This window comes from Phycisphaerae bacterium (genome assembly GCA_035384605.1).
Lineage (GTDB): Bacteria > Planctomycetota > Phycisphaerae > UBA1845 > PWPN01 > JAUCQB01.
On the sequence record DAOOIV010000141.1, the window covers coordinates 1 to 12,131 of the forward strand.

The following is a 12,131-nucleotide window of genomic DNA, read 5'->3' on the forward strand; positions in this document are numbered from 1 at the left end:
CAACCCGGCCAGTGGCAAGCCAATCTCGCGTATGCTCTTGTCAAAGAACATGCCCAAAGCGTCAGCCGCACATGCGCACACGTGTCCCGGGTACGGCCCTTACGCACAATCGCGATGGTTTCCGCCTGATCAGCCAAGCCTCTGCCCGCTTCGATTTGTTCGACTCCTACGTTTCTGCGCTCGGGTCGTTCTCATCCAAGCGAACGGTGAACTCTGCGCAGGCGATGACCCCACAAGCTTCTTTGGACTCCTTATTAGGGTCTTCCTCGGCATCTGCCGTCAGCACAGCACGAAACCGACAACGACATTGCGGTGGTTCCCGATACTCGAAGTCGAGCTGGATCTCTTCGAAATCAAAGGCACCTTCCTCTGTAGACAGGTAGTTGATGTCCGTCGTCTCATACATTGCGGCGATGTCGGTTCCGAGCGTGTCGTCGTCGTAAGCCGACGTATCCCGACGTACGTGCATTCGCTTGCCGTCTAATTCCTCAAGCCTCGTGAGAGCCGTGAATTCAACATCCCAGAGGCCGAACCCGACCCGCCCATCCGCTGCAGCAACAACCAGGTACATCCAACGGTTTTCCCCAAGCAGCGGCATATGCAGTTCAGCTTCTGCAAGGCAGTATTCTCTGTCGCCAACAGTCAGTGTGCCTATCATGTCTGCGGACCCCGATAGTAGTAGTTTTCTGGGAAGTCGGTGATGCCGTCCTCCGGTTCATCCTTCACCGGGACCTTCGTGACGTAGATCCCCTTCCATGCTTTCCGATCGACGCGCCGATACAAGTCTTCTGTCACGACAAGACCACCCATGCGACACTCGTATAACGGAGCACCGGTGAGCGAGTTCTTGACGACATACCAGTCATTAGCTGCACTGTATCTGAAGCGGCCACATTTCGGGCAGAAGGAGTGTGTCGATTGATGCCCACCCCGCAAAGGAAGCGGCCTGTGAGCTACAAATGTCACAAGACCCTCAATTTCGGCACCGTCCTGGTCGAACACACGGCCCAACACGAGCAATCGTGACACTTCATCCTTGAAAAGCGACAGAAAGTCAACCTGCGCAATACCAACCCCTGGCGGCCTGACGCTGTTGATCGCGTATCGCGGCGGCTTCTCTTCAAGCCATACGTCGACGCCCTTGCTTCGCAGACCAAGATCCAGGGCCCAACACTCTGGACACATGAAGGCTGATTCAAAATCAGCAAACCATCCCTTTGCGGGATGACAGTGCCCCTTGGTATGGATCCGATACAGGGCCATAGCCGACACGTCCTGCCTCCTTAGTAGGAAGTGAAGTTGCCCATGAACAGATTCATCTCGAAGAACGCCGACAGACTCGTTTGGTGGCTGCGGTCCCACTCGCGGTAGATGTCTGCCAGTTCCTCAAAGACCGATTCCTGCAAGCTGGGATTCTCCATCATATGCTCCATCCAGTCATCCATGCTGCCTCCTCTGCCGCCGATATGGAAGCCAAACTTCGCGCTTATCCGCTCACGGATTCGCCTCTCCAACTGCCTATGGCCCCCACCACCTCCCCACCTGAACATCCTATACAGCAACTGCGACTTGTTCCCACCTGCCCACATCGGGATTGTATGGTGCCCCTTCGATTTGACAAGGCGAATCAGCCCCGTGACCCCGTACTTGGCAAATGATGCGCCCGCTTTGAAGAATCCGATCCCCAATGCGACTGACTGGACATGCTGGTAACAGTTGTAGGCACTGACTGCGAAGTCTATCCCACTGGTATCGATCGGGGACGAGGCCACGCCCAGCAGGTCATCCAGCATTCGATTTCGAGTGCTACCAAGTTGAGCCAAGCCACCGATTGCCTTGAGTAGCGACACTGACACATCGGCTTCCTGACTCATCAGGTCCATCTGCAGCGCGGTGGTACCCATCACGTTCATGAAGCTGAACAATCCGGCTGGGTCTGATCGACCAACCGGATTCCCACCTAGATAGACGAGTAGGTTCATTCCATTGCTGAAGTGACTCTCAGGGCGGAACGCCGACGCGTCCGCCAACATGTGGCCCGCATGCATCGCATGCCCCAGCAGTATCATTGCGGCCGTTTCGTTTGGATCCCGTGACGTGAACCGTCCCAGATTCGGTGAATACCACCGATTTCGATTGTGGTATAAGCCGACGGCCGTCGTGCTGAGGGTGGCGGTGTCGCCTGTTTGGGGATTGAACCGGTAGAAGAACAGTCCCTGATGCCCGATGTGGCTGTGGGGGATGGTGCCGCCGGTGTCGGTGTCTTTGGCCGCGAGGAGGCCGTATGGTTCCCATTGGTACTGTTCGACCACGCCGCCGTTGGCGTCGGTCAGGGCCATCACGTTGAAATTGGCATCCTGCAGGACGTAGAAGTCCTGCTGGGCGCTGCCGCTCTTCTGGCTCTCCAACACGAATTCGTCAACATAACCCGGGCCATACACATATTCGTGGGCCGTCTCGAAGAGGTCTGTCGGGTCGCCCGGGGTTTGGATGATTTTCGCGATGTCGTTGTAAAGTATTGTTACAGAACGAGTTGTGCGGCCTGTTGTGCCTTGCCTGGGTTTCTGCGGATCCCCCTGCGATGGGTTCGTTTCGCATGGAGCAAGAAGAGGCAACCGGGGCAGACAGGGGCCGTGGGATCGACAGGGCACCGGTTTCTGGCCGGCGTTGAGGGTATTATGCAATTGTCAATGAGCGGGGGAGACGCTGTCGGCACCGGGGTGCAGGCTCGGGAGCCAAGACCGGGCTGAACAGGCTGTCACCTGTGGTTGATCGCGGGAATAACAAGATGGCCGCTCCGGAAACGACGGAGTGTGTCGAGCAGGGACGGGGCCTGGGCCATGCGGATTCAGTATGGTGTCGCCCGAATTCGCCCGGGTGGTGAAGATGTTCTGGTTGCTGGTCGTCGTGCTGTTGTTGCTGAATGCGGCTTGGTTGATCCTGGTGGCGCTGGGATTGCCGGGCACGTGGCTGATGGTGATCACGACCGCGTTGGTTGCGTGGTGGAAGTGGCCGGCCGACTCGACGGTTGACCCGCCGATGATCGGTATCGGGGTGCTGGCCGCGATCATGGTTCTGGCGGCTCTGGCGGAGGTGCTGGAACTGGTTGCTGGGGTGTTGGGGGCCAAAGCCACTGGTGCTGGTCGACGAGGCTCGATCGGGGCACTTGCCGGCGGTTTGATTGGGGCACTGGTCGGGACGTTCCTGATCCCAATTCCGCTATTGGGCTCGCTTCTGGGAGCTTGTGTGGGGGCTGGGCTTGGGGCCTGGGGTCTGGAGTTGTCGGGGGGGCGCCGACAGTTGGCAGCCCTCAAGGCGGGCATTGGTGCAGGTGTCGGTCGTTTTGTCGGCACGGTGGTCAAGCTGACGGCCGGGGTGTTGATCTGGCTGGTTGTGGCCATCGCGGCGTTCTGGCCGTGAATAAGCCGGTGGGGCAGTGAGTCTTCGGTGTTGATGATATTGTGGGAGCGTCGGCATGGCCATGAAGGTCGGCATGGATTCGTTTCGTGGTTCGGTTGGTGTTGGATTCAGGACCCGTTTTCTATTGCCTGGCTTTGGCCGCCGCGCAGGCTTTCCACCGCCGGCAGGGCGTGGTACACCTCGCCGGGGATCAATTCGTCGCCGGCCGCCCACTTGAACACGCACTTGATCCGCCCGATGCGGCAGTTGATATTCCGGCGGCGACGGCCGCTCTGGATCATCTTCTGGCGGATGGTCCTCAGGGCCCGGGGGCCGAGCTGTGCAGTCGGCTTCGTGCCGTACAGTTCCTTCGCCGGGCGGAGGGCGTCCACGATGTTGTCGAGCTCGCGGGCGACCGTGCCGTCGGCGCGGCGGTAGTGCTGCGCGCCGTAGACCCAGTAGCGGGTGGTGAGCTCCTTGTCAGTGATCTGCTCCGGGTTGGCGCGGAGCTGGCGTCCGTTGGCCAGCCACTCGGCCACGAGGGTGTTGTACTTCTGCCGGGCCTCGGCCGACTCGTGGCAGCCGAGGTAGAAGCGTTTGCCCGACAACTCCACGTAGGCCTGGAGTGTCGCCTTGTGGGCCCGGAACTTGGGCAGTCTCTGCGGTGATGAAGCGTTCACGGTCGTCTCCCGAAACGCCGCGTGTACACTACACGCGTCTTGGCCTCGGTTACGGCCGCTCCGCCTCGAAGGCGGGTCCCCGCAACTAGCGGGGTCAGCGTACTTTACGTCAAAAGCGGGCGAAGGGATTCGAACCCTCGACGTCCAGCTTGGGAACGCCTCTGGCCCTCTGCTTGAAACGCGTAAACGACGTTACCAACGCGGTTTGCGGATTGCAAGTCATGCAAACCTGGGCGCGGTTTTGCCCCGTTTGTGGCCCGTTGCGCGGTGTACACCGCGCAAAACCGCGCTGCGAATTCAGTCGTCCTCCTCCGCATCCAGGTCGCGGTCGCGCTGCTCCAGTCGCCAGGCATCGAAGCTGGTTCGATCGATGCGACGCGCATCGCGGGCCTTGCCGTTGGTCATGAACTTGCCGGCGCCGGCGGCCTTGGAGATTCGGGCGGCGGCCTTCTTCATGTCGAGATACGGCAAGTCGTTCGTGAGCAGCCGGGCGCCCTCCGTGACGGTGATCCACCGCTCGTTGGAGATCGCCGGGCAGGCCGCCTGCACGGCCCTCACAAGCATCGACGCATCCAGAACGCTTCGCTCCGCATCCCACAGCACGAGATCGGTCAAGATTAGCCAGTTCGCCTTAAGAATCGACCAGATCCCGGGTACCGGCATGTAGGCGGGCATGATGATGACTGACCCCGGTGTCGCCCGCAGGCGCTCCACGTTCTGGACAACCACGTCGTACCCGGAAGCTTGACTCAGCCCGAAGGCGAGAAAGACGTCCAGGGGCCCGTTGGTCGTCGGACGCGTACCCAACAGGTAGAGCTGCCCTCGGACGATCGATGTGGGCGCGGACGCCAGCGCGAGTTGCGCGCACAACCACTTCGCCATGCCGTCGGGGTCCGACTGCCACTGCCGCATCTGGTCCACCGATACGGTGATCCGGCCGTAACCCTCCTTGGAGCAGTAGTGCACGGCGAACAGCTCACCCGTCCCCGGATGCTCGTGCACGTCGGGCGTAATCGAACAACCCTCCTCACATTCATCGCACCAGACTGAGTCGGCCAGCTGGGTTTCGTGCAGGATGGCACCATCGACGAGTGCGGCGAGCAAACCACGCGGCCAACGCGCGGTTTCCTGGCCGGTGAAGGCAACTACGGGGCCCCGTTCAAAGCCATGCATGATGTGGCGTATTGCATCAGTCACGAGCGATCCCCCATTGGCTCAGGTACTTCTTGGCGATCTGATCCAGAGGGTCATCCTTGAGCGTGCAGCGATCCGGGTACGTGACCTCGAAGGTCAATGTCTTGGGACGCTCGCCGTTGTGGGGTGCAAAGACCAGCCGCATCTTCGCCTGCGAGACGTGCAGGGCCTCGAGTGGCATCCGGGCTCGGTCGATCGCCCGGTCCACCACATCGCGCAGCGCCCGCGGACGATGGTCCGACGCGTGCGCGGAGACCGTGATCCGGCCACGCGTTGGCTCGGGCAGGTCAAACCGCAATTGCCGCACATGTACGGCCGAGATGCGGTCAGCAGGATCGGTCGGGAACGGGAACTCCGGGTTCTTCAGCACGGCCAGGTCGAAGGGCACGCGATCGTTGTCGTCGGGTAGTTTCACCAGCCCGAGAGTCGTGGTGCAGAAGATCTCCGCCAATTCGTCAGCCTGCCGCTTGTTGCCCTTGGCATGCAGCTCGAGCACGCCCTCCTCCGGGCGATAGACGAAGATCACCTCGAACGCCGGGCGCCGTGGGCGATGGAGGAAACGGCCATTCTCGTCGTATCCCACGTCGGTGCTGGCGTAGTCCTCGGGGTAGGCGAAGTAGCAATGCCGCTCGGGCTCACGGCGTTCGTAGTAATCGACGTGACAGAAGCGCCCGCGCCCCTGACGTCGATAGAAGAGCCGCACGCGTCTTTCGAGTTCGGCCAAGGCGTCCTCGTCGTCCTGCGCCTCCAGCCTCCGGCCCACGAACCGCCGGCGCCAGCCGCCGAGGCGGTCCATCTCGTGGAAGCAGCCGGCCACGTGAAACCGACGGGGTTCGTTCAGGAAGGTCCAGAACGCCCGTTCGTAATGGTTGCGCATGCCGGCGAACTGCTCGGCCCAATCGCGACCCCAGTTCCGGCCTTCCTCCACGATCGCTTGGACGCCGTGCTCACATGCCATCTCGTGGATCAGGGCGAAATCGGTGTCCACATCGCTACGGGTGGCTGCGGGCAAGGCCTCCAGGGCGAGGAAGATCGGGTTGACTTCGGTCTCGTCCAGGCGGACCCAGTCCAGCCCCAGGTTGAGGTCCTGCTTCTGGAAGTACTGCTGCAGCAGGCGGTTAGGAGCGTTGCGCAGAAACGTTTTCGCGGAGTACTGGCGGCCCATAGTGCCTCCGTATGAATGAAGCCCCCGGGCCGCACCCTCCTGGTGCCCGATTCCGTGGCCAGGCCCGGCTGAAATGGACGGCATCCGCTTCCCCGAGCGGATCGACACTCAGCATATTCGGTTTTTGTTAGGTAGTCAAGCATCATCCGACCAATACTCAAACGAGCCGGAAGCCTTCTCCTAAGTCCTTAAGCAGATTGTTGATATCGCCAACCACATCGTCCGACGGCCGGGAGCCCGCATCACCGACCTCCAATCGGACGTGGAACTTCATCGCGACCTTCGCCTTGGCCTTGATGTCCAGCAGCGCCGGGACGAGATCCCCGAGGTCCTGCATCTGCGACGGCTCAAAGTCGGCCGCCGCGACACGGACATTCGGAAGCGGTGCACCGCCTCCGCCGGTCCCGCCACCGGTGCCGCCTCCGGTTCCACCACCGGTCCCGGCAGCGGCAACTTTGATCTTCACCGTCTGCGCAGCGGCCAGATCGCAGGGCCAGGGCGCGGAGTCTTCGGCCAGGGCGATGAAGCGAGCCTGGAGCGATCCGCCGATGACGTCCCGCACCGTCTTCCACGGCAGCGTGTAGCCTGCCTGCTGGGAGAGGCCGGTGGCGATGGCCAGCGCCGTCGTCGCGCCGTCCTGCCATGCCGTCGGCAGGTTCTCTGGAAGGATCGCTGCCGCCGCAATGGGTAACGGAGGCACCCGCAACCTGGATGCCGGGGAGAGCACGCCGGTCGGAATCGGTTCGGCCAGCAGACTGGCCGGCCCCGACAACAACCACACCTTCCCATTGGCGACCGCCTCTGCGACGGCGGCGTTGACGACGTCCGTCGCTGCCTTGGGAACCGGTACGGGTTCCTTGAACCCGCCCTTGTCAACCTGAACCACCGTGTTGCCGCTGAAGTACTGCGTTACTGCCTGGACCGTGACCTCGTCACCGGTCCAAAGGTCGGGCAGCGCCTTCGGCGCGAGCAACTCACCGGGAATACTGCCAAGCTCGGCGGCTTCGGGAAGGACCAGCTCAAGCGCCGGATCGGCCAGCGCCGTATCGTCGGGCCGCGTGCGCCACCAAGTACGGAACGTACGGTCCGGGCGCGTGAGCTTCAGCACAAACGTGCCCTGCACGCAGCCGTCGACTAGCGTCTCCATGATCGCCTGCGACTTGAGCATCTTCGGCAGGTGCGGGAGCTGCGCGAATGCGCCGGCGAGGTCTTTGACGCGCCGGCTGGTTTCGCCGCCCTTCCACAGGTTGTACGGGCCGTTGGGCAGAAGCGCCTCGGCCGTAACCGCCTTGTCCTGCACCCGCGACCGTGGGTCGTTCTTGATCGTCTCGAAGTGCGCTTCGTCGGTGACTGTGATCTTGAATGCCTGCACGTCGTCCTTGTCCGAAACGGTCACCACGATGCAGTAGGCTTGGCGGATCGCCTCCGGAACGCGCGCCTTGGCCTTGTCGATGTTGATCTTGAGCGTCTGCAAGCGGGCGATGTCGACCGGACCCTTCTGCTTCTTTTCGTCCTCGTTCTTGGGCACCAGGTCGTCCATGACCTTTTCCCACGCCAGATGATCGCGCACCCGTGCGGCAGCCACGTTGAGGCCGTCACGGGATGGTGCGAGCAGCAGGACGGCGTTGCGGAACACGCGCGGCTTCTCCGCACCGGTCGTTTCATCGAGGAATCGCTTTGCCTCAGCGCTCGGTTTCCCTGAATCCGAGGCAGCGCTGGGCGGCAGGATCGCGTAGTGGAACAGGCCATCGTCCTCGATGTCCTTGGGCTTGGTCGGCAAGGTGTGAACACGGACGCCCAACGCCGACGCCCCGCTGGTCAGTGACTTGGTCCTGCCGATTTCCTCCACCAGACGGGCTTTCACCGCGTCGTCGGAGACCTGCGCCGCCGCGGCGGCGTGCATCTGGTTCAGATTTGGTCGGTTGCCAAGCCGCCACTCGTTGGGCAGTTGCCCGTCTTTTTCAGGGAGGTTCGTATCATCGAGCCAGTAGCTGCTCCGTGCCCATCGTGCCAGGCCCTTCTCCAGCTCGATCTTGTCCGGGCGGCACGGCCCGATCAGCAGCATCAAGTCGCGTGCCTTCGCGCTCCGTCCCGTCGGCTGCGAGTGCAGGAACGTCGCCATCACCGCCTGTTCGATCTCGCGGAGCTTCAGCCCGACGGATTCCGACTGCACCTGGCGGGCACACGAAAGCTCCGTCTCGAGGATGCCCGTCCATTTCGTCGCCTGGCCGTCGGTGACGATGGTGTCCGCAACCGCGACCAGCTCGCGCGCCGAATCGGACAGCCCTTCCTGTTTGGCAGCGTTGAGGAACACCGCCGGGCCGATCAACGGGCTTTCATCCCACTTCTCTGCCTCGCGCAACGCCAGGGCGAACGTCCGCAGCACGCCGCGCGTCTTCTGGAACCGCTCGATGCCCGCCGACCACTTGGTGTAGAACACCTCCGTCAGTTCCGGATGGAACGGGAAGCTCTTGAGATACCGCTCCTCGGCCGCACCGCCTTGCTTGGCTGTCTGGTCGTCGAGGGCCGAGATGCCCTTGAGCGCAGCGATCACGTGCTGGGGCCACTGCCCTCGAAGCTCCACCGACTGGGGATCGAACAGCCGACGCCGCAGCACCTCGGCCACGTCGTCCTTCTCCACCGGCTGCACCGCTTCCTCGCGTTGTCTCTGGAAGATGTCGTACATGTCAGAGACGATCTTCCGGCCCAGCGCGTCCGCCTGGTCCTTCGGCTCACTCGACAGCAGCGACGCCACGATGCAGCACTTCTCCACCTTCGCCGCCGCCTGGCTGAGATACTGGAAGAACCCGATCAACACGTCCAGAAAGCCCGGTTCGGTGTGGCAGCGCACCTTCGCGTAGAGCAAAACCTCGTCCAGCAGGATCAGCGTCCCCATGCCTTCCTTCAGCGGCAGCGACAGCAACTGCGACAGCGTGTTCTCGGCAGGCGGCGTGGTCCGCTCCTCGGCCTTGCCGTCGGCGTGCAGCAGCTTCAGCCCCTCATCCCCGGCGATCTGATACGCCAGCAGGCTCCACGGCTGCTTGAGCCGACGCACCGCGCCATCGGGCGACCGCACGTCGCAGCCGGTCTCGACATCCAGCTTGTCGAAGCACAGCGCCGCCACACGGGCCTTCGGCGGCGTCTGGCCGATGGTCTCGGTGAACTCCTTCACGGCGGGCAGGTCGGGCAAGTTGTCGGGATCGTTGACCAGGTGGCGCATGGTGATCAGCGTGTGCGTCTTGCCGCCGCCGTAGGTCAACTCGAGCTGCCGCACCGCCTTGTCGTTCTTCCCGGCCAGGCGCAGCACGACGTCCCGCACCAGACCGCGCAGGTTGTGCGTGGGGAAGGTCAGCGCGAAGAACTCCTCGGGCTTCTCGTAGATCGGCCGCTTGCCGCTGCCCATCATGACCTCGTAGAGGTCCGCCGCGAACATGTGCAGCGGTAGATCGCCCGATTTCAGGTCTTCCCGAAGCTTCACCACCCGGTGCCAGGGCATCCACGCCAGTTTCGTTGTAGCCATGTTCAGTCCTCACTCATCCAGGCGTTGCTCACCTTCCGCCTGGGGCTTCTACATCCATATCGATACCACAGACTCTCCGGATCTCGGCAATGATCGTGCGTTCGCGGGCGGTGCAGAACGCCTCGTATTGCGCGGCGACCTCTTCGCTCGAGAGCGACGGTACAGTAGCACGAAGCGCAGCCCGCGACGCTTCGTCGAGGAAATGGGGCTCCAGGACCGCATCGCCCCGAAGCGGCGGCACGATCTCCGGCATGGCCAGGTACTCGGAAGGACGCTTCGCCTTGATCTTGTTGTTGGTCATGTTGCTGATCAGCGTTCGATTGACGATCGAGTTTACCACCGGCTTCTTCGTGATCTTGTGCTCACGCAGGTACGCCCGCGGGAACACGTGATGGTCGTTCAGCTTCTGGAGCTGGATGCTCTCGCCCAAAGACCAATCGCGAGCTCCCCGAATGGCCAGCAGGCAGAAAACGCCGCAGTACACCGCGCTGGCATAACTGGCGGACCCCCGTATGGAGTATCCGGCTGCCCCGATTCGTGCCCGGGCCTCGGCGAAAACGGCCGGCTCCGGTTTGTCGTTCAGCCAATGGTCAAGGAACTCGGCGTAGTCCTTTCGAGACTTGCTCTCGACGCCGCTGGAGAATCGCTCCAGGAAGACGTTGCACCAGTACCAGCGACGCAGCTCGGCGCGCGCCGCCTCGCCCAGATTGCGCTCCTCGATCTCCGCCCGGAGCGCCGCCAGCACGGGAATCAGGCCGAAACCCGGCAACCATTTCTGGTGGAAGACGCCAAAACCGTCAGGGCCAACGTGTTCCACGAGCTCGAAGGCCCGCTCCATCGCCGCGGCGGCTCTTCGCCAGTCATCCTCGAACCCCTCGGGTTTCAGATTGATCAGGATACGGGGCTTCGGCTCGAGCCCGCGAAGCAGTGCAAGGGTGCGAAGCACCAGGACGCCGAGCTTGTTCGTGTCCGCCTTTCCACCCGACCATGCGGCGATCCGCTTGTGTTGCTGGCAGGTCTCCTTCCACAACTGATGCAGCCGGATGCGGTGCCGATAGAGGCGGGCGGTCAACAAGTCATACACCGACAGGTCAACCCCCGTGGAATTGAGCTTCTCGAAGATGGCGCACACGCGGCCGATCGCAAAGGTGTCGGAATCGCGAACCTGCGGCAGTTCGACCAGCGGGACCAGGAAGTTCTGGAAGGCCCCGACCGCCTTCGTCCACGGCGTTCGCCACTCCTCGCGGAAGCGTTTGTGGTTCTCCGGCTCTTGCTCGCGAAGCCAGTCGTCCAGACCGTCCCGCCAAGTCATGAAATCGTCGAGACGGAACATCGTGGTGCAGGGCAATATGCGGCGGCGGTATTGCTCTTCTTCGTGCTCCAGGCCGTTGAGCTCGTTCTCGGCAACATCGAACACGATGCCGTCGTTGTCCGGCTCTTCCAGCAGGAGCTGGAGATCGGTGAAGAAACGCCGTGGCCGGGATGAGTCCTTGAGGGGTAATTGTGGCGCCGTAAGGGCATACAGCAATGCTGTCAGCCGCTGCTGGCCATCGAGAATCAGCAGTTCCGGTCGGGGGTCACGGTGCGCCGGCTTGGCGCCGCGGAGGAACACTGGAGCAAAAGGCGGCTCCTGCGGATCCGACCGCAGCAGCAGGAGAGCCCCGATGTAATAGCCCCGCAGGACGGACCGCAGAAGATCCGCCACCCCCTCGCGAGGCCAGACGAAGTCTCGCTGGAAGTTCGGGAGGCAGGCCTTGCCTTCGTAGGCCTGCTGTACCAGACCGATGATCGGCCGCTTGTCCGGCGTGATGTCGTACCCGTCCGTACTCATTTACGACTCCTCATCTACTGGCCCATCCGCGAAAAGCGTCGGCCCTTTGTCCCTGACCGCGCCCTTCGCGCCGATATGGTTGCTGATGCTCTCCAGCAGCGACCGCTCGCTGTTGCTGGACAGTTCGATCAGCGACTGCACCACGCGTTTGAACAGCTCGTTCCGCCGCAGGGCGTGCTGGTCGAGGTACTCGTCCACCTTCTGGACGTCGCCTTCCTTCCACAGGTGCATCACGCGGTGAATGCGGTCGATCAGCGGGACGGGCTTGCCCTCCGGGGCCTCGTAGCCCATGCTCTTGCCCTTGCGCTGGTTCCACGCCTTGAGCTTCACCTTGCTGCCGCC

At 62.5% G+C, this 12,131-nt stretch carries 10 protein-coding genes; 1 reads left to right on the plus strand and 9 read right to left on the minus strand.

What is annotated here, in order from left to right; all coding sequences use genetic code 11:
* Positions 1-166: 166 nt before the first annotated feature.
* Genes PLL20_19785 through PLL20_19795 form a run of 3 tightly spaced genes read right to left on the minus strand, consistent with a single transcriptional unit; the run spans position 167 to position 2,408 of the window.
* Positions 167-658, minus strand: coding sequence for a hypothetical protein (locus PLL20_19785; protein HPD32242.1), 492 nt, complete (start codon positions 656-658; stop codon positions 167-169).
* Positions 655-1,272 (minus strand): hypothetical protein, encoded by a 618-nt coding sequence (locus tag PLL20_19790; GenBank protein HPD32243.1) that lies wholly within the window; start codon positions 1,270-1,272, stop codon positions 655-657. Before PLL20_19790 ends, PLL20_19785 begins: the two co-directional genes overlap by 4 nt.
* An 11-nt stretch (positions 1,273-1,283) precedes the next feature.
* Positions 1,284-2,408 (minus strand): hypothetical protein, encoded by a 1,125-nt coding sequence (locus PLL20_19795; protein HPD32244.1) that lies wholly within the window; start codon positions 2,406-2,408, stop codon positions 1,284-1,286.
* A 445-nt stretch (positions 2,409-2,853) separates the two neighbouring features.
* On the opposite strand from PLL20_19795, the gene PLL20_19800 reads away from it, so the two are divergent.
* The gene (locus tag PLL20_19800) at positions 2,854-3,420 is read left to right on the plus strand and encodes a DUF456 domain-containing protein (GenBank protein HPD32245.1); all 567 of its coding nucleotides are present in this window, start codon (positions 2,854-2,856) and stop codon (positions 3,418-3,420) included.
* Positions 3,421-3,527: 107 nt separating this feature from the next.
* Here the strand turns inward: PLL20_19800 and PLL20_19805 are convergent, their stop codons facing one another.
* The 6 genes from PLL20_19805 to PLL20_19830 all read right to left on the minus strand — a co-directional run.
* Positions 3,528-4,079: a hypothetical protein gene (locus PLL20_19805; protein ID HPD32246.1), complete on the minus strand. Its 552-nt coding sequence runs from the start codon at positions 4,077-4,079 to the stop codon at positions 3,528-3,530.
* A 297-nt stretch (positions 4,080-4,376) separates the two neighbouring features.
* The gene (locus tag PLL20_19810; GenBank protein ID HPD32247.1) at positions 4,377-5,276 is read right to left on the minus strand and encodes a hypothetical protein; all 900 of its coding nucleotides are present in this window, start codon (positions 5,274-5,276) and stop codon (positions 4,377-4,379) included.
* Positions 5,269-6,438 carry a hypothetical protein gene (locus PLL20_19815; GenBank protein HPD32248.1) on the minus strand — a complete coding sequence of 390 codons (1,170 nt, stop codon included), beginning with the start codon at positions 6,436-6,438 and terminating at the stop codon, positions 5,269-5,271. Before PLL20_19815 ends, PLL20_19810 begins: the two co-directional genes overlap by 8 nt.
* A gap of 157 nt (positions 6,439-6,595) precedes the next feature.
* A complete protein-coding gene (locus PLL20_19820; protein HPD32249.1) occupies positions 6,596-9,934 on the minus strand; it encodes a DUF499 domain-containing protein in 3,339 nt (1,112 codons plus the stop codon).
* A gap of 52 nt (positions 9,935-9,986) precedes the next feature.
* Positions 9,987-11,789, minus strand: a complete 1,803-nt coding sequence (locus PLL20_19825; GenBank protein HPD32250.1) for a DUF262 domain-containing protein — start codon at positions 11,787-11,789, stop codon at positions 9,987-9,989.
* Positions 11,790-12,131 (minus strand): hypothetical protein (locus PLL20_19830; protein ID HPD32251.1); only part of this gene is annotated, 342 nt, incomplete at its 5' end.

Excerpts from the sequence above, each read along its gene's own strand:
- PLL20_19825 (HPD32250.1), bottom strand. The coding sequence starts at position 11,789 with ATGAGTACGGACGGGTACGACATCACGCCGGACAAGCGGCCGATCATC.
- PLL20_19815 (HPD32248.1), bottom strand. The coding sequence starts at position 6,438 with ATGGGCCGCCAGTACTCCGCGAAAACGTTTCTGCGCAACGCTCCTAAC.
- PLL20_19820 (HPD32249.1), bottom strand. The coding sequence starts at position 9,934 with ATGCCCTGGCACCGGGTGGTGAAGCTTCGGGAAGACCTGAAATCGGGC.
- PLL20_19785 (HPD32242.1), bottom strand. The coding sequence starts at position 658 with ATGATAGGCACACTGACTGTTGGCGACAGAGAATACTGCCTTGCAGAA.
- PLL20_19800 (HPD32245.1), top strand. The coding sequence starts at position 2,854 with ATGGTGTCGCCCGAATTCGCCCGGGTGGTGAAGATGTTCTGGTTGCTG.